The organism is Bradyrhizobium sp., assembly GCF_004799445.1.
Taxonomy (GTDB): domain Bacteria; phylum Pseudomonadota; class Alphaproteobacteria; order Rhizobiales; family Xanthobacteraceae; genus Bradyrhizobium.
Genome location: NZ_SSNA01000151.1, coordinates 1 through 24,173 on the forward strand (window position 1 = coordinate 1; position 24,173 = coordinate 24,173).

At 62.5% G+C, this 24,173-nt stretch carries 21 protein-coding genes, 1 tRNA gene and 1 pseudogene; 8 read left to right on the forward strand and 15 right to left on the reverse strand.

The window, feature by feature from the left end; translation table 11 throughout:
- Nucleotides 1–90 (reverse strand) — tRNA-Ser (locus tag E8A46_RS20500).
- 201 nt (nucleotides 91–291) lie between these two features.
- On the opposite strand from E8A46_RS20500, the gene E8A46_RS20505 reads away from it, so the two are divergent.
- Nucleotides 292–633: a hypothetical protein gene (locus tag E8A46_RS20505; RefSeq protein WP_291565140.1), complete on the forward strand. Its 342-nt coding sequence runs from the start codon at nucleotides 292–294 to the stop codon at nucleotides 631–633.
- 84 nt (nucleotides 634–717) lie between these two features.
- On the opposite strand, the gene E8A46_RS20510 is transcribed toward E8A46_RS20505, so the two are convergent.
- The 6 genes from E8A46_RS20510 to E8A46_RS20535 all read right to left on the reverse strand — a co-directional run bounded on the left by E8A46_RS20510 (nucleotide 718) and on the right by E8A46_RS20535 (nucleotide 8,625).
- Nucleotides 718–2,178 carry a trehalose-6-phosphate synthase gene (locus tag E8A46_RS20510; RefSeq protein WP_291565142.1) on the reverse strand — a complete coding sequence of 487 codons (1,461 nt, stop codon included), beginning with the start codon at nucleotides 2,176–2,178 and terminating at the stop codon, nucleotides 718–720.
- Between the two features lie 207 nt (nucleotides 2,179–2,385).
- Nucleotides 2,386–3,231, reverse strand: coding sequence for a trehalose-phosphatase (gene otsB / locus E8A46_RS20515; protein WP_291565145.1), 846 nt, complete (start codon nucleotides 3,229–3,231; stop codon nucleotides 2,386–2,388).
- Between the two features lie 6 nt (nucleotides 3,232–3,237).
- Nucleotides 3,238–4,728, reverse strand: a complete 1,491-nt coding sequence (locus tag E8A46_RS20520; protein ID WP_291565146.1) for an MFS transporter — start codon at nucleotides 4,726–4,728, stop codon at nucleotides 3,238–3,240.
- Between the two features lie 323 nt (nucleotides 4,729–5,051).
- Nucleotides 5,052–7,091, reverse strand: coding sequence for a HAMP domain-containing methyl-accepting chemotaxis protein (locus E8A46_RS20525; RefSeq protein WP_291565148.1), 2,040 nt, complete (start codon nucleotides 7,089–7,091; stop codon nucleotides 5,052–5,054).
- Between the two features lie 161 nt (nucleotides 7,092–7,252).
- Complete coding sequence (locus E8A46_RS20530) at nucleotides 7,253–7,957, reverse strand: 3-oxoacid CoA-transferase subunit B (protein WP_291565150.1); 705 nt, start codon at nucleotides 7,955–7,957, stop codon at nucleotides 7,253–7,255.
- Nucleotides 7,954–8,625, reverse strand: coding sequence for a 3-oxoacid CoA-transferase subunit A (locus E8A46_RS20535; RefSeq protein WP_363252204.1), 672 nt, complete (start codon nucleotides 8,623–8,625; stop codon nucleotides 7,954–7,956). The genes E8A46_RS20530 and E8A46_RS20535 overlap by 4 nt, the downstream gene beginning before the upstream one ends.
- Nucleotides 8,626–8,973: 348 nt before the next feature.
- Between E8A46_RS20535 and E8A46_RS20540 the strand changes: the two genes are divergently transcribed.
- The 5 genes from E8A46_RS20540 to E8A46_RS20560 all read left to right on the forward strand — a co-directional run bounded on the left by E8A46_RS20540 (nucleotide 8,974) and on the right by E8A46_RS20560 (nucleotide 14,467).
- Entirely contained in the window at nucleotides 8,974–9,459 is a 486-nt protein-coding gene (locus E8A46_RS20540; RefSeq protein ID WP_291565153.1) for a (2Fe-2S)-binding protein, read from the forward strand.
- 102 nt (nucleotides 9,460–9,561) lie between these two features.
- Nucleotides 9,562–11,910, forward strand: a complete 2,349-nt coding sequence (locus E8A46_RS20545) for a xanthine dehydrogenase family protein molybdopterin-binding subunit (protein ID WP_291565155.1) — start codon at nucleotides 9,562–9,564, stop codon at nucleotides 11,908–11,910.
- A gap of 76 nt (nucleotides 11,911–11,986) precedes the next feature.
- Complete coding sequence (locus E8A46_RS20550) at nucleotides 11,987–12,787, forward strand: xanthine dehydrogenase family protein subunit M (protein ID WP_291565157.1); 801 nt, start codon at nucleotides 11,987–11,989, stop codon at nucleotides 12,785–12,787.
- Nucleotides 12,788–12,932: 145 nt separating this feature from the next.
- A complete protein-coding gene (locus tag E8A46_RS20555) occupies nucleotides 12,933–14,045 on the forward strand; it encodes a CaiB/BaiF CoA-transferase family protein (protein WP_291565159.1) in 1,113 nt (370 codons plus the stop codon).
- 110 nt (nucleotides 14,046–14,155) lie between these two features.
- Nucleotides 14,156–14,467 (forward strand): DUF1272 domain-containing protein, encoded by a 312-nt coding sequence (locus tag E8A46_RS20560; protein WP_291565161.1) that lies wholly within the window; start codon nucleotides 14,156–14,158, stop codon nucleotides 14,465–14,467.
- A 105-nt stretch (nucleotides 14,468–14,572) separates the two neighbouring features.
- On the opposite strand, the gene fahA is transcribed toward E8A46_RS20560, so the two are convergent.
- From fahA to E8A46_RS20585, 5 genes are all read right to left on the reverse strand, one after another.
- Nucleotides 14,573–15,844, reverse strand: a complete 1,272-nt coding sequence (fahA, locus tag E8A46_RS20565; RefSeq protein ID WP_291565164.1) for a fumarylacetoacetase — start codon at nucleotides 15,842–15,844, stop codon at nucleotides 14,573–14,575.
- A gap of 73 nt (nucleotides 15,845–15,917) precedes the next feature.
- Nucleotides 15,918–17,264, reverse strand: a complete 1,347-nt coding sequence (gene hmgA / locus E8A46_RS20570) for a homogentisate 1,2-dioxygenase (RefSeq protein WP_291565167.1) — start codon at nucleotides 17,262–17,264, stop codon at nucleotides 15,918–15,920.
- A gap of 1 nt (nucleotide 17,265) precedes the next feature.
- Nucleotides 17,266–18,219 carry an MBL fold metallo-hydrolase gene (locus E8A46_RS20575; protein WP_291565170.1) on the reverse strand — a complete coding sequence of 318 codons (954 nt, stop codon included), beginning with the start codon at nucleotides 18,217–18,219 and terminating at the stop codon, nucleotides 17,266–17,268.
- 129 nt (nucleotides 18,220–18,348) lie between these two features.
- Nucleotides 18,349–18,576 (reverse strand): DUF2783 domain-containing protein, encoded by a 228-nt coding sequence (locus E8A46_RS20580; protein ID WP_291565173.1) that lies wholly within the window; start codon nucleotides 18,574–18,576, stop codon nucleotides 18,349–18,351.
- Nucleotides 18,577–18,583: 7 nt separating this feature from the next.
- Nucleotides 18,584–20,209, reverse strand: coding sequence for an FAD-dependent oxidoreductase (locus tag E8A46_RS20585; RefSeq protein ID WP_291565175.1), 1,626 nt, complete (start codon nucleotides 20,207–20,209; stop codon nucleotides 18,584–18,586).
- Between the two features lie 106 nt (nucleotides 20,210–20,315).
- On the opposite strand from E8A46_RS20585, the gene E8A46_RS20590 reads away from it, so the two are divergent.
- Nucleotides 20,316–20,792 carry a MarR family transcriptional regulator gene (locus tag E8A46_RS20590; RefSeq protein ID WP_291565177.1) on the forward strand — a complete coding sequence of 159 codons (477 nt, stop codon included), beginning with the start codon at nucleotides 20,316–20,318 and terminating at the stop codon, nucleotides 20,790–20,792.
- A gap of 35 nt (nucleotides 20,793–20,827) precedes the next feature.
- Here E8A46_RS20590 and E8A46_RS20595 read toward each other — a convergent pair whose 3' ends face one another.
- From E8A46_RS20595 to E8A46_RS20605, 3 genes and pseudogenes are all read right to left on the reverse strand, one after another.
- Entirely contained in the window at nucleotides 20,828–21,172 is a 345-nt protein-coding gene (locus tag E8A46_RS20595; protein WP_363252211.1) for a RidA family protein, read from the reverse strand.
- 15 nt (nucleotides 21,173–21,187) lie between these two features.
- Nucleotides 21,188–22,060, reverse strand: a pseudogene (locus E8A46_RS20600) (NAD(P)-dependent oxidoreductase); the annotation flags it as partial.
- 8 nt (nucleotides 22,061–22,068) lie between these two features.
- Nucleotides 22,069–22,875, reverse strand: coding sequence for an N-acyl homoserine lactonase family protein (locus E8A46_RS20605; RefSeq protein ID WP_291565181.1), 807 nt, complete (start codon nucleotides 22,873–22,875; stop codon nucleotides 22,069–22,071).
- A 389-nt stretch (nucleotides 22,876–23,264) separates the two neighbouring features.
- Between E8A46_RS20605 and E8A46_RS20610 the strand changes: the two genes are divergently transcribed.
- Nucleotides 23,265–24,173: caspase family protein (locus E8A46_RS20610; RefSeq protein ID WP_291565183.1), on the forward strand; the 909-nt coding region annotated here is incomplete at its 3' end.

Genomic DNA, 24,173 nt, shown 5'->3' on the forward strand with positions numbered 1-24,173 from the left:
TGGCGGAGAGAGTGGGATTCGAACCCACGGTACGGTTTCCCGCACACACGCTTTCCAAGCGTGCGCCTTAAGCCACTCGGCCATCTCTCCGGATGCTCCTCTCTTGAAGGGGCAAGAGGACTTTTGCAAGTGACCGCGGGCGCAATGCCGGCTATTTCCACAGTCGATTGAAAACACTGCATAATTTTACTCTCACGCCGCGGCTATGGTGGCAGGCTCCGGACCCTTGAACCGGCGACCGGTGAGCTGCGACGGTTGAGAGAGCGACAAAGCGGCTGCCTGGAGGGCTAGATGATGATCAATCGGACGCTGACGTCTGCGGTTTTCCTCTGCGTGGTCACGATCGGCCATGCGGGGACCGCGCTGGCGCAAACCTGCCATCGGGAGGGTGATGCCGTGACCTGCGATGACGGGCGGCGAGGTATGCTGTCAGGCGACGCCATCATCTGGCCGGACGGCACCCGATCGAGTGCATCCCCCCATCAGAGCGTCATCATCGGTAACAAATCGTCGGTGAAGGTGGGACCCGGCGTGCTCGTCGGCCAGGGCAAGGGCACCGTCCCGCTGGATGACCCGAACGCGCCGAACAAGGCGCGCTCCGCCATTCTCGACGGCGTCTCGTATTGTTATTAGAGCGTTTTCCAGCGAAAGGCCTGCCGCGGACCTGATCCGGAGTGGTTACCGGCTCGCGCAGAGAAACCGCGTCAAAACAAAAGGCTAATTATACCGCGCGCCTGCATTGACAGAGCGAACCGGCCACAACGTCGACGTCTCGATCATCGGCCGCGTGGCCGCAGCCTTGTGGATCCGGGTCTCCTGCAACGCGTCGACAAAATCGGCAAACCATTGCTGGATGGTATGGTTGCGAAGTTTTGCCATCATCGCTTCCCAACGCATGCGCCGCTCGGGCAGCGGCATCGAGAGCGCCACCGCGATGGTCCGCGCCATGCCGTCGATATCATGGGGATTGACCAGCAACGCGGTATCCAGTTCATCAGCCGCCCCGGCAAATTTCGATAGCACCAGCACACCGGGATCCGCCGGATTTTGTGCGGCGACATATTCCTTGGCGACCAGATTCATTCCGTCATTCAGTGGCGTGACGACGCCGACCTGGGCGGTGCGGTAAAGTCCCGCCAGCACGGTCTGGCTAAAGCCCTTGTTGAGATAGCGGATCGGGGTCCAATCTACTTCGCCGTGGCGGCCATTGACATCGCTGACGAGCTTGGCGAGCTCGCTTTGCAGATTGCCGTAGGCTTCGATCGCGCCCCGCGAGGGTGTCGCGATCTGCAGCAAGGACACCGTGCGCGCAAGCGCCGGCTGCAGGGTCCACATCCGGTCGAATGCGCTGATGCGGTTGACCAGTCCCTTGGAATAATCCAGCCGATCGACACCGATCGCCAGCTTCTCGCCGTTCAGGCTTCGGCGCAGTCGCGACACATCGGGGTGGGACATCGCCTTGGCGGCCTGGCGCGCGAATTTTTCAGCATCGATGCCGATCGGAAACACCGCGAGGCGCGATTTCCCATAACGCGACGTCACCACACCGTCTTCGATCTCAAGGCCGAGAAAGGACGAAAGATATCCGATAAAATTCTCGCAATCGTCCCTGGTCTGGAATCCGATCAGATCGTAGGCCAGCATCGCCTCGATCAGCTCGCGATGATGGGGAACGCCTTCCATGAGGGCGCGTGCCGGCCACGGCGTATGCAGGAAGAAGCCGACCGGCTGCGTCACGCCGAGATCGCGCAGTTCCGCACCCAGCGCCAGGAAATGATAATCCTGGATCCAGAACACGGTATCGGGCTTTCTGAAACGAAGCAGCGCGCGCGCCATGAAGGCGTTCACTTCGCGATAGGAAAGATAGTCTTCCTGCGAGGCGCGGATCAGATCGGCGCGGGAATGCAGCGCAGGCCACAATGCGGAATTGGCAAAGCCCTCATAATACCCTCCGTAATGGGCAGCCGGCAAATCCAGCATCGCCAGCGCGCCTGCGCCCAGCGCTTCGATCTCAGCAAATGGTTCCTTCTGGGCGCCGTCACGGACGCGGCCGCTCGAACCGACCCAAATTGCCCCGGATTTCTCCACCACCGGCAGCAAAGCGGCAGCAAGCCCCCCCGTCATGGGCTCATTGGCATTGCCGCGCGCGACGCGATTTGAAACGACGACGAGGCTCACAGGGGCCACCTCCTGATGTTTCGCTCGCGGGTTAACAGCCATTCATCAATATGGTTCCTGACCACCCTTTCAACGAAATGAAACCAAATTCAGGCGCTGCGGCCTTGGAACGCGATTATCAGCGGCAGTGAAAATCATGGAAATAGCCGTCTGCACGCAAAAACGCTTGAATCGCGTCGCTGTACGCCAAAGGATGCCTGAACCCGATCACCGTCTTGCCCCGGCTTCGCCATCAATGAGACGGGCCAGCCAGGCGCGCACATCGCGCGGTTCATCAAAATAATCGGTTACGCCCTGCGCGCGCCGGCCGACGGAAAATGCGAGCCCACCAAGATCAGGCATCATCGCAAACACCGATTCGTCGGTGACATCATCTCCGATGAAAATCGGACGACGGCCCCGGAACGGCTCGTGGGTCATCAGTTCGCGGACGCCCGTCGCCTTGTCAAAGCCGGATTGCTTGATTTCGCAGACGCATTTTCCGGGCAATACCTCGATGGGCGCGTTGGGCAGATCCGCCCTGATCAGGGAGACCGCCTCGTAAATCGCCTTCTCCGCATGCGGCGCCAGCCGGTAGTGAAGCGCCAGCGAATAGCCCTTGTCTTCGAGCAGAATCCCCGGGCTGAGTTTGGCAATGGCGGCAAGACGGCGCTTCAACTCCTTGTCCATCGGCGGAGCATGGACGGCCACGGCTTCACTGTCGGTGGAGATTCGCATTTCTGCGCCGTGACCTCCGACCGCCGGAAATTGCTCGGGGGCAAAGATCAGATCGATATCGTTCAGCGAACGTCCACTGACGAGTGCAAGCGCGCCCGAGGTCCGGTCACGCAGGCGGCTCAAGGTCTCCGCCAGGCCCGGCGGAACCCACACCTCGCGCGGCGTCGGCGCGAGGTCGAGCAGGGTGCCGTCAATGTCGAGCAGGATCGCGCATTCGCCCAGGCGCTGCGCAAGTTCCCCCGCCACCAGCTTCAGCGACGCCCTTCCCGGTTGTAACGTGTCTTCTTCCCGCACAGGCTCCTCGGCCAAATCCTGATTTACCAAACTCTGGTTCATGTCATCCTACTCCACAAAAGCCAGCGGCCGTGTCACCGATTCCAGCGTCCGGCGCTCGGCGGCGATGCAATACCGCCATGCGATCGCGGCGGCGCCGACCATCAATCCCGCACCCAGCAGATAGCCCGCGAAAACGCTGGCACGCGATCCGGTATCGATCAACGCCCCGAACAAGACCGGCCCGGCGACGCCGCCAATTCCCGTCCCCACCGCATAGAACAGTGCGATCGCGAGCGCGCGCACCTCCAGCGGAAAGGTCTCGCTGACGGTGAGATACGCGCTGCTCGCGGCCGGGGAAGCACAGAAGAAGATCAGCATCCAGGCGATGGTCTGACTCTCGGCGCTCAACACGCCGATTTTAAAAAGATAGCCAGAAAGCGCGAGCAGAACGCCCGAAATTCCATAAGTGAACGTGATCATCGCGCGGCGGCCCAAGGTGTCGAACAGCCGGCCGAGCAACAGCGGCCCTAGAAAATTGCCGGCGGCGAAAGGAAGGATGTACCAGCCGACCTGGTCGGCCGCGATCCCGTAGAAATCGGTCAATACAAGCGCGAACGTGAAGAAGATCGCGTTGTAGAAGAACGCCTGCGCGACCATCAATGCCAATCCGACGAGCGAGCGCTGCCGATAGAGGAAAAACAGTGTGTGCGCGACCTCGCGCAGCGGCGTGTGATCTCGCATTCTCAGCTTCAGCTTGGGCCATGGCTGTTGACGCTGCTCCTGCACGTGTCCGGTGACCGACCGTTCGATTTCGCCCACAATTGCGTTGGCGCGATCGGGATGACCATGGATGACCAGCCACCGCGGACTCTCCGGGATCCACATGCGCATCACAAACACCACCAGGCCGAGGCAGGCGCCGGTAAGGTAAGCGAGCCGCCAGCCTAGATCGGCGCCGATCAGATGCGGATCGAGCAGAACAATCGCGCAGATCGCGCCAAGCGCCGCGCCGATCCAGAAACTCCCGTTGATGACAAGATCGGTCCATCCGCGATAGCGTGCCGGTACCAGTTCCTGGATCGTCGAATTGATCGCGGTGTATTCGCCGCCGATGCCGGCGCCGGTCAGGAATCGGAACAGCGCGTAGCTTGCGATGCCCCAGGAGAGCGCCGTCGCCGCGGTGGCCGCCAGATACAGCGCCAGCGTGATGAAGAACAGCTTCTTGCGGCCGATTCGATCGGTGAGCCAGCCGAACCCCAACGCGCCGAGCACCGCGCCGGCAAGATACAGGCTGTTGGAAAGCCCGACGTCGAAATTCGAAAAATGCAGGGTGGGGCTTTGCTTCAGCGCCCCGGACAACGCGCCCGCCAGCGTGACCTCAAGTCCATCCAGAATCCAGGTAATACCCAGCGCAAGCACGACGCGGGTATGGAAACCGCTCCAGCGTAGCGCGTCGAGGCGAAATGGAATGCTGGTTTCAATGACGCGACCGTCGTTGGAGGTCGCGGGCTTGGTTGCAGCAACCGTCAAATCGCCCTGCCGTAGCTGCAAATCCATCGAACTGAACCAATGAGGGAATCCCCGGTAACTGACGCTCCAAGGTTTCAACTCTGTTTTGAGCCGGCTTCGAGCCTTGGCGCCCGCCGACTGGAACATCAACGCGCCGGAGCGACCGGGGTTCCCGCATTGCGGCAAAGGAACCTATTCTCGTTGTCCTCGTTTGCGCCAGAATAGGCTTAAAACAAGCTGGAGTTGGCATGGCGGACATCGAAAATCGGCGGCGAGCGCTTGTCGCCGACGGCGCGGCTATTGCCGACTTGGCGAGTCTTACAGCTGAACTCGGGTAAACCCCGGTTCGATCGCGCGCTCAGAACGACCAATCAAGCCGCGCGGATGTTGGCCATGAAGCGGTCGAGTTCCTCGCGCAATCGCGTGCTTTCGGTCGAAAGCGTGCGCGCGGAGTCCAGCACGTTCCCCGATGCGGCGCCGGTTTCCGCTGCGCCCCGATTGACTTCCATGATGTTGGCGGCGGCCTCGTGGGTGCCTTGGGCGACGGTCTGAACGCTGCGCGCGATTTCCTGGGTCGCCGAACCCTGTTCCTGTACGGCACTGGCGATCGTCGATGCGATGGTCGATATCTGCGCGATGGTGCCGCCGATCTCCTTGATGGCGGCAACCGATTCCTGCGTCGCGCCCTGCATGCCGGCGATGTGCGACGATATCTCGTCGGTCGCTTTCGCGGTCTGGCTGGCGAGCGATTTGACCTCGGAAGCGACGACGGCGAAGCCGCGGCCGGCCTCGCCGGCGCGGGCAGCTTCGATGGTCGCATTCAGCGCCAGCAGATTGGTCTGCTCGGCGATGGCGGTGATCAGTTTGACCACGTCACCGATTTGCTGCGCGGCGCGGGACAATTTGCCGATCCGCCCATCGGTCTGCTCGGCCTGAACGACCGCCGCTTCCGCGATCCGGTTGGATTCCTCAACCTGTCTTCCGATCTCGTCGACCGACGCGGAAAGCTCCTCCGTCGCGGTTGCGACCGATTGCATGTTGCTGGACGCTTCTTCCGATGCGCCGGCGGCCTGGCTGGACAGGGTTTGCGTACTTTCCGCGGTTCGCGTCAATGTTCCGGCAGCCGCTTCGAGCTGAACGGCGGACGCCGAGACGTTGGCGACGATGGCGCCGACCGCCGCTTCGAAATCGTCGGCGAAGCGAATGAGTTCGTCGCGCCGCGCCGCCGCGCTGGCCTTGTTCTGCGCATCATGCTCGGCCGCATCGCGCTCGGCCTTGGCGATCGCCTGCATCTTGAACTCTTCAACGGCGCCGGCCATTTCGCCGAGTTCATCCCTGCGGCCGAGACCCGGCAGAACGACATCGAAATTGCCGCTGGCGAGCTCGCGCATCGCCTTGCACATCGCGATCATCGGCCGGGAAATTCCCTTGCCCAGCAACATGGCGAGCGCCCCGCCCAGCAGGAAGCCGCCGAGCGCGAGCATCACCACCAGCCGCTGCGTCTCGCTGATGGCGGCGTCGGATTCGGAATCGAGCCGTTGTTGATCGCTAAGCAGGTCCGCCTTCATCGCGTTCGAGCCCTTCATGATCTCTGTCGCGGATTCGGCCATTTCGACAGCCAGCTCATCGACCTCCTTCGAATTATCGATCAGTTTGGTCAGCGCCTGCCGATATTCCTCAAGCAGTGCGGAGGCGTCCTTGACCGCCTGCGCGACCTTTTCGTCGGCCGCCGGAATCGCCTGCAGCGCGGTCTCGACGAATTTGAGGCGCGCCAATGCGCTGGCGGCGACCGCCTGGTCGGAATTGACGACGAAGGTGCTTGCGAGCGCCATCGCGGTCTGAAACTGCGCCGCCACTTTTTTCGCAGCAAGGGTGACCGCCGCAAGCTCCGCGTCGTCGTCGACGCTGCTGGGGAGGTCGTCGAGTTTGTAACGCATCAAATTGCCGCTGCGCATGAGCTGATTTTGCGTCACCAGCTCGTTGTCGCGCTTGGCCTTGACAACGCCGGCAAAGATCTTGGTAAAGGCGCGGAATTCGCGGGCCAGACGCGTGATCTGATTGAGGCGCGCCGCGTTCGTGGTGCTCTTCATCGATTGGTCGATGGCGTCCTTCAGACCGGCTTCGGCCGCCAGCGCGGCTTTGGCGTCGTCTTCCTTTCCGGTCACCACATAGTATCGCGCCAGCGCCCGGTACGAGATCAGTTCGCGGTCGATATTCTTGGCCAGATCAGATTCCGACACGCTGTTTCGGTAAGCCACCACGCCGGCGGAGACGCGCTCAAATCCGAGATAGGCGATGCCCATGCTGGCCGCCGAGATGGCGAGCACGACCGCGAAACCAAGCGTGATTTTTCCACGAAATCGCAAGGTCGGGAGCTTTAACGAGATCGATTTCGGCCAGACGCGCTTCAACAACCCCACCGCGACCCCCCGTCCCTCTTAAAAAAAACCAGCGGAATCGGGCAATCCGGTCCCCGAACCCGATCGGGAAACCTAAAGTAGAATGGATAAGAGGTCGTAAATTCGAGGCCCGCCCGGATCCGGACCAGCGCCCTGCAGAAGGTCAGGACGGCCTACGCCGCCCGGGCCTCGGAGGCCTCCGGCGGCGCCAAGACCTGCCAATCCGGCGCCAGTTGCAGCCTCGGCTCGGTCGAGGCCTGCAGCTTCTCAAGCGTCATTCCTGCAATCATCTCGATCACAAGCAGCCCCTGCGGCGTCACATCGATCACCGCGAGATTGCTATAAATGCGCTTCACGCAAGCTGCCGCGGTAAGCGGATAGGTGCAAGCCTTCAGGATGCGCGGCTCGCCCCTCTTGCTGGTGTGCTCCATGATGACCCGGATGGCCCTGGCGCCGACCGCCAGATCCATGGCGCCGCCGACCCCGGGCGGGAACGCCGGGTCTTCCGTGGTCCAGTTCGCCAGATCGCCGCTTTCAGATACTTCGAAGGCGCCGAGCAGGCTGACATCAAGGTGGCCGCCGCGGATCATCAGGAACGCGTCGGCATGGTGGACGAAGCAGCCGCCGGGGACCAGGGTCGTCTTGTTCTTGCCGGCATCGACCATATTGGGGTCTTCCTTGCCGGGCTCCGGCTTTGGACCCATGCCGAGGATGCCATTCTCGCTGTGAAAGATCACCTCGCGACCGGGGGGAACGTAGCTCGCCGCGAGCGTCGGAATGCCGATGCCGAGATTGACGTAGTCGCCTTCCTTCAGATCCTGCGCGGCGCGCCATGCCATTTGTTCACGGGTCAGGGGCTGCCAGGATTTGGGGATCATGCATCGGCTCCAACGACCACCACGCGGTCGACAAAGATACTCGGCGTGACAACGGCTTCCGGATCCAGTTCGCCAAGCTCCACCATGGCGTCGACTTCAACCACGGTCAGGTCGGCGGCCATCGCCATCACCGGATTGAAATTCCGCGCCGACTTTATGTAAGTCAGATTGCCCCAACGGTCGGCCTTGTTGGCCTTGATCAGGGCGACATCGCCCTTCAACGGCTTCTCGAACACATGCAAACGGCCGTCGATCTCACGGGTTTCCTTGCCCTCCGCCAGTTTTGTTCCTGCCGAGACCGGCGAGAAAAATCCGCCAAGGCCGGCCGCATGGCAGCGCATGCGTTCGCTGATGGTGCCTTGCGGGACCAGTTCCAGCTCAAGGCTCTTGGCGCGGTACGCATTGAGAAAGGCGCTGTAGTCGCCGGAGCGCGGATAGGAGCAGATCACCTTGCGGACCCGACCGGCATTGATCAGCCGGGCCAGCCCGTAATCGCCATTGCCGGAATTGTTGGCCACGATGGTGAGCTCCCTCGCGCCCTGTTCGTGGAGGGCATCGAGCAGATGATCGGCAACCCCGACGGCGCCGAAGCCGGCCACCAATACCGTCGAACCGTCGCGAACCCCGGCCACGGCCTCGGCGGTGGTATTCACACGCTTGTCAATCACGGCAACGTTTCCTTATCGACCCTCGGGCCAAAATAGACCATCAAGTCCGGCACCGAGAAAGCCACAAATTTGCAGCCGTGATCCGCGACGGCTGCGAAGCATCGTCCCGCCGGTAACGACGCTCCTAACCCCCGGCACCGACGGGACAAAAGGCGGCGCAGTGGCTTGCCGGAAAGAGACTTCAGCTGGCATGCGTCCCGGCGTTTGGCAAAACGACGCAGCAGCGCAAACGCCTCCATCAAGCCTTCCTGATGGCAACAGGGCGCTACCGCGACGAAATTCCTAGTTGCAAAGTCCCGCCCCCGTGCCTCTAATTGAAACAATAAGAACATCCGGGAGGTAACGCGCGTGTCTACAGTCAAACTGACGGTAAACGGCAAATCGGTCTCGGCTGACGTCGAGGACCGGACGCTTCTTGTCCAGCTCTTGCGCGATCATCTGAATCTGACCGGCACCCATGTCGGCTGCGACACCAGCCAGTGCGGCGCCTGTGTCGTGCATATCGACGGGCGGGCGGTCAAATCCTGCACGGTGCTGGTCGGACAAGCCAACGGCGCCAATGTCACCACCATTGAGGGTATCGCGAAGGGCGACGAACTGCACCCGATGCAGGCCGCGTTCCGCGACAATCACGGCCTGCAATGCGGCTACTGCACGCCGGGTATGATCATGTCGGCGATCGACATCGTCCATCGCCACGGTGGCAAGCTCGACGAGGCAACCGTCCGGCACGAACTGGAAGGCAATATCTGCCGCTGCACCGGCTACCACAACATCGTCAAATCGGTGCTCGACGCCGCCGGCCGCATGAAGGTCGCGCAAGCCGCGGAATAATCCTGATCCGCTCGGTCAGGGCTTCAAGACATCAAAACCGGCTGCGATCGGCGTCTTTTGCGAATTTTACGCAGGTCATGCGGTCCGACAGGGAGAAATGCAATGGGTGTTGAAGGTATTGGCGCCAGCGTGGTGCGCAAGGAAGACCGCCGTTTCATTACCGGCAAGGGTCGCTATGTCGACGACATCAAGCTGCAGGGCATGACGTTTGCCCATTTCATCCGCAGCCCGCACGCCCATGCCAAAGTCAAGAGCATCGATTCCTCGGCGGCGATGAAGATGCCGGGCGTGGTCGGCGTACTGACCGGACAGCAGATCATCGATGACAAGGTCGGCAATCTGATTTGCGGCTGGGCGATTACATCCAAGGACGGCGCGCCGATGAAGATGGGCGCGTGGCCGGCGATGGCGCCGGAGACGGTGCGCTTCGTCGGCCAGGCCGTCGCGGTCGTGATCGCCGAAACCAAGAACCAGGCCAAGGATGCGGCGGAAGCCGTCGTCGTCAATTACGAAGAACTGCCCGCCGCCGCCGATATTCGCGCGGCGATCAAGCCGGGCGCGCCGCAGCTTCACCCGGAGGCGCCGGGCAACGTGATCTACGACTGGGCGATCGGCGACGAGGCCGCCGTCAAGGACGCTTTCAGCAAGGCGGCCAATGTGGTTTCGCTGGAACTCACCAATAACCGCCTGGTTCCCAACGCGATGGAGCCACGCGCGGCGATCGCGGAATACAACGAGGCGGAAGAACATTTCACGCTTTACACGACCTCGCAAAATCCGCATGTCGCGCGCCTCGTGCTGTCGGCATTCTACAACATCGCGCCGGAGCACAAGCTGCGGGTGATCGCGCCCGACGTCGGCGGCGGCTTCGGTTCGAAGATCTATATCTATCCGGAAGAGATGGTGGCGCTGTGGGCGTCCAAGAAGGTGGGACGCCCGGTGAAGTGGACCGGCGATCGCTCCGAGGCCTTTCTGACCGACGCCCACGGCCGTGATCACATCACCAAGGCGGAGATGGCGTTCGACAAGGACAACAGGATTCTGGGTCTGCGGGTGAAAACCCACGCCAACCTTGGCGCCTACATGTCGCTGTTCTCGTCGGCGGTGCCGACCTATCTCTATGCGACGCTGCTGTCGGGCCAGTACAATATCCCGGCCATCCATGCCGAGGTGATCACGGTCTATACCAACACCGTGCCGGTCGATGCCTATCGCGGCGCCGGCCGCCCCGAGGCAAGCTTTCTGGTCGAACGCCTGATGGAAACCGCGGCACGGCAGTTGAAGGTCGATCCGGCGGAATTGCGCCGCAATAATTTCATCACGCAATTTCCGCATCAGACGCCCGTGATCATGGCCTATGACATCGGGGACTTCGGTGCCTCGCTCGACGTCGCGCTGAAGGCAATCGACTACGCCGGCTTCCCCGCCCGCAAGGCAAAGGCCAAGTCCGAAGGCAAGCTGCGCGGCATCGGCTTCTCCTGCTATATCGAGGCCTGCGGCATTGCGCCGTCGAAGGCGGTCGGCAGCCTGGGCGCTGGCGTCGGCCTGTGGGAATCCGCGGAAGTCCGCGTCAATCCGGTCGGCACCATCGAAGTCCTGACGGGCTCACACAGCCACGGCCAGGGCCATGAGACCACCTTCGCGCAGCTGATTTCAGAACGTCTCGGCGTTCCGATCAGCCAGGTGCAGATCGTTCACGGCGACACCGACAAGGTGCAGTTCGGCATGGGCACCTACGGCTCGCGCTCGCTCGCGGTCGGAGGCACTGCGATCATCAAGGCAATGGAGAAGGTCGAAGCCAAGGGCAAGAAAATCGCCGCCCATCTGCTGGAGGCGTCCGAGGGTGACATCGTCATCGAAAACGGGGAGTTCAAGGTCACCGGCACCGACAAATCGATCGCGCTGCCGATGGTCGCGCTCGCCGCCTATACCGCGCACAATCTGCCCGACGGCATGGAGCCCGGCCTGAAGGAAACCGCGTTTTACGATCCCACCAACTTCACCTTCCCGGCGGGCGCCTATATCTGCGAGCTCGAGGTCGATTCCAGCACCGGCAAGACCTCTTTCGTCAATTTCGTCGCGGCCGACGATTTCGGCCGGCTGATCAATCCGATGATTGTCGAAGGTCAGGTCCATGGCGGTCTGGCGCAGGGCATCGGCCAGGCCCTGCTCGAAGGCGCGGTTTATGACAGCTCCGGTCAGCTCGTGACCGCGTCGTTCATGGACTACACCATGCCGCGCGCGGACGATCTGCCGTCGTTCAAATTGAACCACACCCCGACGCTGTGTCCGGGCAATCCGTTGGGCGTCAAGGGGTGCGGCGAGGCCGGCGCGATCGGCGCATCCGCCGCCGTCATCAACGCCATCACCGACGCGATCGGCAACAACAAGCTTGAGATGCCGGCAACCCCCGATCGGGTGTGGCACGCGATCCACGGCAACGCCGCATAGGATGGTTTTCAAGCGAAGTGGCATCCGGTTCGCATGAAGAAGACACGACAAGAAATAGAAATTCGGGAGATGTATCATGTACGAGACAACTTACCATCGTCCCTCCTCCGTCGATGAGGCCGCGGCCCTATTCGCAAAGGGCACGGAGTCAAAATATCTCGCCGGGGGCCATACTCTGATTCCGGTGATGAAGCAGCGGCTGGCCTCGCCGTCCGACGTGATCGACCTTGGCAAGATCAAGGATCTCGTCGGCGTCGAGGTTTCCGCCGACGCGGTGACGATCAAGGCGGCGACCACCCATTACGACGTGGCTGGAAGCGGACCTGTGCAAAAGGCGATTCCGGCGCTGGCCCACCTCGCCTCGCTGATCGGCGATCCGGCCGTGCGCTATCGCGGCACCATCGGCGGCTCAATCGCCAACAACGATCCGGCAGCGGACTATCCGGCGGCGGTGCTCGCGCTCGGCGCGACGGTGAAGACCAACAAGCGCAGCATTGCGGCGGATGATTTCTTCAAGGGCCTGTTCTCCACGGCGCTGGCGGACGGCGAGATCATTACCACGGTTTCGTTCCCGATTCCGGCCAAGGCGGGGTATTCCAAGTTTCCCCATCCGGCCTCGCGCTTCGCTCTGACCGGCGTATTTGTGGTCAGGACCAAGTCGGGCGAGGTCCGCGTCGGTGCGACCGGCGCGTCGCAGAATGGCGTCATGCGGGTACCGGCGATCGAGGCGGCCCTGAAGGCCAACTGGTCGGCGTCGGCGCTCGACGGCATCAAGATTCCCACCAGCGGCTTGATGAGCGATATTCAGGGATCGTCGGACTATCGCGCCAACCTGATCAAGGTCATGGCGCAACGGGCGGTGACCGCGGCGGGCTGATAGCCCAACAAGACAACAGTCATGCAAGCGGCGCGCGAGGTGAGCGCGCCGCTTTGTTTTTGACCAGATTCTCCGCAAAAGGTTCTTGCTACATCAAGCCCAAGGCGGGACAATTTCGGTAAGGAAACGCCCAGGGAATAACAGCGTGCTCGACAAATCAGAGCCACAATCATCGACCCGCGTCTCCGGCCCGCTGACCGGTTTCCGCATCGTTGAATTTGCCGGCATCGGCCCCGGGCCCTTTGCCTGCATGCTGCTGGCGGATATGGGCGCGGAGGTGGTCATGCTCGATCGCGTCGGCGCCAGAAAGAACCTCAAATCGGCGGCCGGGCGCGGACGCAAGGTGGTCGAACTCGATTTGAAGGACAAGGCTGCGATCGCGCAAGTGCTTGACCTGCTTGAACGCGCCGATGCGCTGATCGAAGGCTTCCGGCCAGGGGTGATGGAGCGGCTCGGGCTCGGCCCCGAAATCGTGCAGGCGCGAAACCCGAAGCTGGTCTATGGCCGCATGACCGGTTGGGGCCAGGAAGGCCCGCTGGCGCAGGCCGCCGGCCACGATATCAACTACATCTCGGTTACCGGCGCGCTGGCCGCGATCGGGCCTGCGGAGAAGCCGGTCCCGCCGCTCAATCTGGTCGGCGATTTCGGCGGCGGCGCGCTTTATCTGGTGGTCGGCGTGCTCGCCGCCCTGCTGGAGGCGAAGACCTCCGGCAGGGGACAGGTGGTGGATGCGGCGATGTGCGACGGCGCGGCCTCGCTGATGTCGTTTTTTTTCGACATGACGGCGACGGGCCGCTGGACCGAAGGGCGCGAGAGCAATTTCCTCGACGGTGGCGCGCACTTCTACGGCGTCTACGAATGCGCCTGCGGCCAATTCATCTCGATCGGCGCGATCGAGCCGCAGTTCTACACGTTGTTGCGGAAGTTGGCCGGTCTAACCGACGAAGGCTTCGACGCGCAGATGGACCGCACGGCCTGGCCCACGCTCAAACAGAAACTGTCCGATGTCTTCAGGACCAGAACCCGCGACGAATGGTGCGAACTCATGGAAGGCACCGACGTCTGCTTCGCGCCGGTCCTGACCATGGCGGAAGCACCTCGGCATCCGCACATGGCGGCGCGAAAGATTTTCGTCAATCGTCACGGTGTCACCCAGCCCGCACCGGCGCCCCGCTTTTCGCGCACGCCGTCGGCGATCCGCGACACCGTAACGGCCGACATCGCAAGCCTCGTCAGCGAGTGGCAGGCGGGAAAATAGCTAGATATTTTCGTCCTGGCCAGGCTCGTCCGAAATCGAGGGATATTCGTCATTCGTATCATGCGTCTGATTTGCCATGATCCGCGCCGCCTGAGGAGGACGCGACGGTCATGGCGCTGCAACTGCGACCAAACTGCGAATATTGCGACACCGACCTTCCGCCCAATTCAACGGAAGCGCGCATCTGCAGCTATGAGTGCACGTTTTGCGCGGAGTGCGTCGAGACCAAACTCCATAATGTGTGCCCGAACTGCGGCGGCGGGTTTACACCGCGGCCGATAAGGCCGGCGCGGGAATGGCGGCCCGGTGCCTGCGTTGCCAGGCAGCCGCCGTCGACCAAGCGCGTGCATCTCAAATACAGCCTCGAGGATATCGCTGCGTATTCGGCTCGGATCAGCGATATTCCGCCGCAAGAGCGGTGAGCTCTCTCCACCGTCATTGCGAGCGAAGCGAAGCAATCCAGAAATTGCTCCGCAGCAAAAGGCGGGATTGCTTCGTCGCTTCGCTCCTCGCAATGACGGAGAGCATCACCCCGCCGGCACAATCGTCCCTTCGACCTCGCCAAAACCGACGCGGTAGCCGTCGCCCTGGCACCAGCCGCGCATGACCAGCGAATCGCCATCTTCAAGAAATGTTCGCTTCACGCCGCTTGCGAGCTCCATCGGCTCAGTGCCGTTCCATGAGATTTCCAGCAGGCTGCCGCGCTGGCTCTTCTCCGGGCCAGAGATGGTGCCGCTCCCCAGGAGGTCGCAGACATTCATGGCGCAGCCGGAGGAAGCGTGATGCACCAGTTGCTGCACCGACGACCAGTACATGTATTTGAAATTGGTGTGGCAGATATTGACCGCCTTGTTCATCGCTGCCGCGCGCAGGGCAACATCGAGCTGCAGGTCATAATTGTTCGGCTGTGCCTGCTGCAGATAGGGCAGCGGCGGCGGATCCTGCCTCGGGCCTTGAAGGCGGAACGGCTCCAGGGCTTCGCGGGTAACCACCCACGGGCTGATCGAGGTCGCAAATGCCTTGGCCTGGAACGGTCCGAGCGGCACATATTCCCATTGCTGGATGTCGCGTGCGCTCCAGTCGTTCAATAGCACAAAGCCGAAAATCATCTCCTCCGCCTGCGCTTCGGTCAGCATCTCGCCTATCGGCGACGGCTGGCCGATCATAACACCCATTTCGAGTTCGAAATCGAGCCGCTGACAGGGGCCGAAACTCGGGGTCTCCGCAGTCGGCGGCTTCAACTGGCCGCGCGGCCGGCGCACCTTGGTGCCGGAGACCACCACAGTGGACGCACGACCGTTGTAGCCGATCGGCATATGCAGCCAGTTCGGCTGCAACGCATTGTCCTTGCCGCGGAACATGACGCCGACATTGGTGGCGTGCTCCTTCGATGAGTAGAAATCGGTGTAGCCGGCGACCGTGATCGGCAGATGCAGCTTGGCCCGCGCCATCGGCACCAGCGCGCGTTCGCGCAAACGTTCATTGTCGCGCAATTCGGGATTGTCGTGACGCAACAATTCGCTGATCCGCGCCCGGGTGCGAGACCACACTTTCGGACCGAGCGCCATGAAGGGATTCAGCGTCGGAGCCGCGAACACGATGAGCTCACCGTCCGCCAGACGGCCGTCTTGTTCGAGCTCCCAGAGATCGAGCACATAGTCGCCAATCGCAACGCCGACGCGCGGCGTCGGCAACGCCGCGGTGGAGAACACGCCGTACGGAAGATTCTGAATCGGAAAATCCGACGCGACGTCAACCGGGACGAAGGAGCGGAGGGAGGGATCGTTGGGATGGGGCACTTGATTCTCCAATTGAACCGCCGTCATTTCCGGGCTTGACCCGGCCATGACGGAATCTTACCGGCGCGCCATCTCACGGCTTGTTCGGATCGAACCGCCTCTGCAGCCCCTTCCAGCAATCCGCATAGTCGTCCTGCAGCGTCGAGGATTGTGCCGCATGCGCGGTGATGCGTTGCGCAAACCGGGTCTCGAACATGAAGGCCATGGTGCCGGTCAGCTTCACCGGCTTCAATTCGGAATTGCTGGCGTGATCGAACGCTTCGCGGTCGGGACCGTGCGGCAGCATCATGTTGTGCAGGCTGATGCCGCCGGGCGTGAAGCCCTGCGGTTTCGCATCATAGACGCCGTAGATCAGCCCCATGAATTCCGACATGATGTTCATGTGATACCAGGGCGGACGGAAGGTGTTTTCGGCCACCGCCCAGCGCTCCGGGAAAATCACGAAATCGATGTTGGCGGTGCCGGCGGTTTCCGACGGCGAGGTCAGCACGGTGAAGATCGAGGGATCCGGATGGTCGAAGCCGATGGCGCCGACCGGCGAAAAGCTGCCCAGATCGTATTTGTACGGCGCGTAATTGCCGTGCCATGCCACCACGTCGATCGGCGAATGCGGCAACTTCGTCACAAACAGCGAGCCGCCCCATTTCACAAATAATTCGGTCGGGGTATCCTTGTCTTCATAGGCCGCAACCGGGGTGAGGAAATCGCGGGCGTTGGCGAGGCAGTTGGCGCCGATCGGGCCGCGCTCCGGCAGCGTGAAGGCGCCGCCGTAATTTTCGCAGAGGTAGCCGCGCGCGGGGCCGGCCGCGATCTCGACGCGGAATTTCACGCCGCGCGGGATCACCACGATCTCGCCGGGCTCGGCGTCGATCCGGCCAAACTCGGTGACGAAGCGCAGATTGCCCTGCTGCGGCACGAACATCATCTCGCCATCGGCATTGTAGAAATGCTGATCGACCATCGATTTGGTGATGAGAAACACATGCGCCGCCATGCCGGCTTGCGTGCCGGCATCTCCCGCCGTGGTCATGGTTTGCACGCCCTGCAGGAAGGTCATCTCGGTTTTCGGGATCGGCGCCGGATCCCAGCGCAATTGCGCGATCGAAATCTCCTGCTCGTGGCATGGCGCGGTGCGCCACAGCCCGGCATCGACCTTGGCAAAACGGCCGGAATGTTTGACCGAAGGCCTGATCCGATAGAGCCAGGAACGCTCATTGCTGCCGCGCGGCGCGGTGAAGGGCGAGCCGGACAGCTGCTCAGCATAAAGCCCGTAGGCGCAGCGTTGCGGTGAGTTGCGCCCGATCGGCAGCGCGCCGGGCAGCGCCTCGGTCTCAAAACTGTTGCCGAAGCCGGACATATAGCCGGGCGTGATGTTGACGGATCTGCGGCCGATTACGTCAGGTGAGGCGTTGATGTTCATGTCATCCTCCTTGCAAGGCCGCCCACATTTCCCGGTCGCGCTTGTCGGTCCAGATCACGGGATCGTCGATTCCCGATGCTTCATCGAAGGCGCGCGAGACATTGAACGGCAGGCAGTGCTCGTAAATCGCAAAACTTGAAAACTTCGGGTCCATCACCTCGCGCGCCGCCGCCATGGTTTGCTTGAGGTTACGGCCCCTGGCGACCGCCGCTTCCGCCGCGCCATAGAGCGTGGTGACGAAATCCCGCGTCATCGCGATCGCCTCTCGTCCGGTGGCGATGCCCTTCAGCGCGTCACCGCGTCCCGGCGCAATCGCCTTGGGATTGAAGGCTCGAATTTCGTTCAGCGTCCCCGGCCATTCGCGCAAATGCGCGTCGCCGCAGTAACAGGCCGAATGGTACTCGATCAGGTCGCCAGAAAACATCACTTCCGCATCGGGCACCCAGGCCACGATATCGCCCGAGGTATGTCCGGCGCCGAGCTGCATCAACCGCACCTCGCGCTTTCCCAAATAGATCGACATCTCGCCTTCGAAGGTCAGCGTCGGCCAGGTCAGGCCGGGAATGCTTTGCGCATCCTGAAACAGCCGGGGAAATCGGCCATATTCGGAATCCCAGTCCTGCTGGCCACGCTCCTCGACCAGCCGCCGGGTTTCCTGCGACGCGATCACCGCTTGCGCCTTGTAGGCCGACGCGCCGAGCACCCGCACCGCGTGATAATGCGACAGCACTACATATTTGATCGGCTTGTCGGTGACGGTGCGCACCCGCTCGATCACTTTATGGGCCATCGCCGGCGTCGCCTGCGCGTCGAACACGATGCAGCCGTCGTCGCCGACGATGACCGCCGAATTGGGATCACCCTCCGCGGTGAAGGCATAAAGATCGGTGCCGATCTCGGAGAAGGTGATCTTCTTCTCGGCCATGTCTGTCGTGGATGCGAAACCTTTTGTCATTTAGTCAAATCCTTTGCGACAACTCTCTTCCCGTCATTGCGAGGCGTGAAACGACGAAGCAATCCAGTTTGGTCTGACTTGATGGATTGCTTCGCTCCGCTCGCAATGACGATTTTCGACATGTCATACTTACTGCTGTTGCTGTTGCTGTTGCTGGCTGGCGTCGATCATCCGACGTTGCGCCAGCGCGATCGCTTCGCGCAGCACATCGAGGTCGCCGATATGATTGGCGAGGATGAGAACCAGCGCCGCATCGAGATCGGCGCTCTGCTCGTCGCTCAGTCCCCGATGGGCTTCGACGACCGCGCGAAACGCATCGTCCGGTTTGGCGAAGTTCGAGCTGGTAGACAATGCCATCGGGACCTCAGTTGTTGCCTGCAGCCCGCGCCAACGCGGCATCGAGCGCGGTTCGTGTCGGGTGACGAAAACGTGCGGCGACATAGCCGTCGGGGCGCAACAGATAGGCCGAGCCGGGTTCGGCATCGTAGCGTGCCGCCGCAAGTCCAGTGGAATCGGAAAAGCCACCCTCGCCGCCGACACGGATCACGCCGATGCCGTCGGGCGGATCGACCGCGGTGCCGTTGCCAAACGCGAGCAGGGTGAACCGCGTTCCGCAACCGATGAAGGCGTCGGTCAGATACGTCGGCTCGCCGGCCGGCGCGGCGATCGGCGCATCCAGCATCGAGGCGCCCGGCCGCGGACCGCCGCGCCAGGCATCGCGATCGGCGGTCGACAGCGGCGAGTCGTAGATCGTGGGAACCGACAGTCGTCCGGCATTGACCATACGTTTACCGAACTCGGTCTCCTTGGCCAGCGACAGCGCAGCCTTGCGCAGCCGCGCCTCCTGGTGAGAGTTGGGCGCCATGAAATCGGTCGATCGCGTCGATTCCCTGATGTTCTCGTCGGCTGCAGCGCTGCGCTCGAGGTGATAGCTTTCGAGCAGGGCTCCCGGCGAGATCCCCCTCAACACGCGGTCCAGCTTCCAGGCGAGATTTTCCGCATCCTCCAGACCGGAATTGGCCCCTCTCGCCCCGAACGGCGATACCTGGTGCGCGGCGTCGCCGGCAAAGATCACGCGGCCGTGGATGAATTTATCCATCCGGCGGCACTGGAACTTGTAGAGCGAAATCCACTCGAACTCGAACTTGTCGTGCCCCAGCATGCGCGCGATCCGCGGCCGCACATTCTCCGGCTGCTTCTCGATCACCGGATCCGCATAGCGATTGAGCTGCAGATCGATACGCCAGATGTCGTCCGGCTGCCTGTGCAGCAGCGCGGACCGCCCGGCGTGAAACGGCGGGTCGAACCAGAACCAGCGCTCGGTCGGAAATTCCGCGGTCATCCTGACGTCGGCGATCAGGAACTGATCCTCGAACACCTTGCCCGCGAATTCCGCGCCGGCCATTTGCCGCAGTGACGATCGCGCGCCGTCGCAGGCGACGACATAATTCGCGCCGATCCGATAGGGACCGTCCGGCGTCTCGATCGTCAGGATCGCACGGTCGTTGCGCTGCTCCAGTCCGATCACCTTGTTGCGCCAGCGCAGGTCAACGCCAGCGAGTTCCTGCACCCGATCTACCAGATAGGCCTCGGCATGGAATTGCTGGAGATTGATGAAGGCAGGCCGCTTGTGGCCCTGCTCCGGCAACAGATCAAACTGATAAAGCTGCGAGGCGCCGTGAAAGATTCGACCGACGCTCCACACCACGCCCTTGTCGACCATCCGGCTACCGATGCCGAGCCGGTCCCAGAATTCGAGCGAGCGTTTCGAGAAGCAGATCGCGCGCGAACCCTCGCCGATCCGGTCGGCATCGTCGAGCAGCACCACGCCCTGGCCACGCTGCGCCAGATCGATCGCCAGCGACAGCCCGACCGGCCCTGCGCCAACAATCACAACCGGATATTGAGAAATGTTACCAACGATCCGGTCCTGATCGGCGTGGCGACGATAACCGAACTGGGCCTTGGGCTGGAACCCGGACTGCGCCATGCTCGCCTTGCTCCGATAAAGGGGACAGCAGCCTTGCCAATTAGTCGCAATTGCAACTATCTTAAACAACCCGCGCGCTTCCGCGTCAACTCCCGTCGGAGGACTTTTGGCCAGACTCGACCTCTTCAAATTTGTGCCATTCCGCCTCAACCGGCTGGCGGCCGAGGTCTCTACGGCGCTGTCCAGCGAATATCAGCAGCGTTACGGGCTCGATATCCCGGAGTGGCGGGTGCTGGCGACGCTCGGCTTTCGCGCTGAGGCGTGCAGCGCGCAATACATTGCGCATTGCACGCGGACCCACAAATCCACCATCAGTCGCGCCGTCACCGCGCTGATGGCCCGGCAGCTGGTAGAACGGGTCGAGAACAAGGACGACCGCCGCGAGTTCGCCTTGCGCATGACCCGCAAGGGAAGAGCGCTGTACCAGAGGCTGATTCCGCGGCTTCTGCGCAAGGAGTGGGAGATCATGTCCTGTCTCACCGCGACCGAGCGAAAGGATTTCGCCCGCATGCTCGGCAAGATCGAGGATAGCCTCGATCTGGTGCAGGCCAGCCAAGACGCGGGGAAGGCGGGGGAGTATTGAGGCCGTTACCTCATGGTGAGGACAATCCGATCCGTTCACTTCGCCGCCGTCACCACGATCTCCACTATATGCGGCGGCTCGAGATCGACGCCGATGCAGGCCCGCATCGGTGGATTTGCCGCATCGACCCATTCGTCCCAGGCGCGGTTCATCTCGGCCTTCCGCGTTATGTCGGTGATGTAGACGATGGCCGACAGGATCCTGCTCTTGTCGGCGCCGCACAGCGCGAGGCTTTCGTCGATGCGGGCCAACGCTTTCGCGCTCTGCTCGTACATCGAGGAGGTGACCGGATCGGGCGCGACCGCCACCGTGAACACGAGGTCGTCGTGAACGACGGCGCGGCTGCGTGTCGGCGTCAGGCCGGGAAAACGTTTGATCATGGCGGGCTCGCCTCCATCGAGGTGTCTTGCGATCACCGGAAAATAAGCGCCGCCCGAACCGGCATCGATCGCTTCCTGCAATATCCCGGCGGTCAGTTCGGCGCCGCGGATTTTGATTCCCGCATCCGCAGCCAGTTCCAGCGCATAGGACATGTCCTTCAGCGCGTATTCGGTCGAGAACGCCCGCTCAGGGAAATTTCCGGGCACGATCGCCTTGAGGCCGTGATTGCGCAGCGCAAAACTGTCGGCAGAACCCTTCGACAACGTCGCCAGCAGCAGCGCGGGATCGACGTCATTGCGTTTGGCGACCGCGACCGCCTCGGACAGCGCGTTGACGGTCTGAAACAGCACCATGTTGTTGAGGATCTTCGTCACCTGTCCGGCGCCGGTGCCGCCGCAGTTGGTGACGTCAGTGGCAAAACAGCGGATCAGCGGCTCGATCGCAGCGAACAGCTCGCCCGTCGCGCCGACCATGACGCTGAGCGTTCCATCCTGCGCGGCCTGACGGGTACGCGCGATCGGCGCGTCCGCCCATGATGCGCCCTTTGCCTGCAACTGCCTGGCAAAATCACGGGTCTGGCTGACCGAGGAAGTTCCGAGATCGACCACTATCTGGCCGTTGCGGATGTTTTTCAGAATGCCGTCGCCTTCGAACACGGCGCGCACATGCGCAGCACTGGGAAGACACAGGAACAGGATTTCGCTTTCGCCAATCAGGTCTGCCACCGATGCGGCCACGCCCGCGCCTTCCGCCTTCAGCCGCGCCAGCGGTTCGCGCGCCAGATCGAACGCGATCACGCGCGCGCCGCTTTTCCTGACGAGGTTGCGGCAGATCGGCTCGCCCATCACGCCGAGCCCGACGAAGCCGATGGTTTTGTACGCCGTCATCTCGCGACCTATTTCGCGAAGGAACGTGACGGCGCCCTGTGCAGGGCGAAGGCATCGACCTTGTCGCTGGCGCGCGGATAGATCGCGGCCACCAAAGGATCGTGGCCGGGGATGATGCGGTCGGGATGACCGGCGAGCCGCTCGACGATCTCCCAGCCCTGGCACATGTCGCCGATGTTGTAGACGATCGGAAACGGACTGCGGCGATGCAGGTTGCCATAGTAATGCGCGGCATCCGACGCCAGCACCACCGGTCCGCGCGCGGTTTCGACCCGCACCACCTGCAACCCGTCGGAATGGCCGCCGACGCGGTGCAGGGTGACGCCGGGCGCGACCTCGCCATCGCCGGAATGAAAGGTGACGCGCTCGGAGAAGACGTGGCGGACCATCAGCGTCACATGCTCCACCGAAAATGGATGGCGCAGGACGCCGGAGCACATGCAGCGCCCGGTGGCGTAGCTCATCTCGCGGTCCTGCAGATGAAACCGCGCGTTCGGAAACAGGTCGAGATTGCCGGCGTGGTCGTAATGCAGATGGGTCACGACAACGTCCTTGATCGCGTCGGCGCCAACGCCGAAGCGCGCCAGCGCATCCACCGGATTGAGCGTGAGCTTGCGGTTCCGCAGGCCCGCCTCCGCGGCGTTGAAGCCGGTATCGACCAGGATATCGCGGCCGCCGCCCCGAACCAGCCAGACGAAGTAATCGAGGTCCGATGCCGCGGTCTCGTGCGGGTCCGGCAACAGGTAATTCATGTGGGGGGTGCGCGGCGACATCGTCGCATAGCGCAGCGCATAGATTTCGTAGGCGTTTTCCATCGGTTTGAACTTTTTTCTTGGCTGCGATTTGGCTGACCGCACCAAGCCACCGCCTTCTCAAAAGGTCAAACCCTTCTGGATTCATGCCGGGCATATGAAATTGCCGTGCGGCTTGCGGCAATGACCTTCGATCTTCGTTTCACACGCCCGCAACATTTGCCGCTACCGTGTCGGCAAAGGCCGCGATCGCCGAACCCGGGCCGGCCGTCGCGGCCCGGCTCTGAAAGGCGCCGCGCGCAAGGCCTGTCGCGGTGAATCGTCGCGGTCAATTATGGCTTTAGCCGGCGTTGACAGCGCTTGCAGGCGCCGTTTGATAATGCGATTTTGTAGGGTAAGGTCGCCGAGGCGCAGGCTGGGATCGGCGCCTTTTTGGTTGGACTGAACGTCTTATGAGAATCCGCCTAGCATCGATTGCCGCGTTGATCCTGTCGATCGCGCCGATCCTCCCGGCGGCCGCCATGGCCGCCGACCGCTTTGCCCTCGTCATCGGCAACGCCAAATATCCGGACGCCGACGCGCCTTTGAAGGAGCCCATCAACGACGCCCGCGACATCGCCGACGAGCTCAAGCGCGATGGCTTCACCGTCGAGGTCGGCGAGAATCTGACCGGCGACGGAATGCGCAAGGCTTTCGAGCGGCTCTACGGTCACATCAAGCCCGGCAGCGTCGCGCTGATCTTCTTCAGCGGCTTCGGCGTCCAGTCCAACCGCCAAAGCTTCATGATCCCGGTCGATGCGCAGATCTGGACCGAGCCGGATGTCCGCCGCGACGGCTTCAGCCTGGAGACGGTGCTGGGCGAAATCAACAGCCGCGGCGCCGGCGTCAAGATCGCCTTGATCGACGCTTCCAGACGCAACCCCTTCGAGCGCCGATTCCGGAGTTTCTCCGCCGGCCTTGCGCCTGTGATTGCGCCGAACGGCACGCTGGTGATGTATTCGGCGGCGCTGAGCTCGGTCATTTCGGACAATGGTGGTGATCACAGCCTGTTCGTGCAGGAGCTGCTCAAGGAAATCCGCGTTCCGGATCTGATGGCCGAAGAGACGCTCAATCGCACCCGCGTCGGCGTCACCCGCGCGTCCCGCAGCGAGCAGGTGCCCTGGATCTCATCGTCGCTGGCCGAGGATTTTTCGTTCATTCCAGGCGCGCGGCCGCCGGGTCCGACGGCGACCCTTCCCCAGCCACCGGTTGCCGAACCGCCGCCGCTGCCGCTGCCGCCGCGCGTTGACCCACCTCCCCCGCCACCGGCGCTGAAGGCCGAACCCGCCGTCATCCCGCCGCCCGACAAGCCGGCGCAAAAC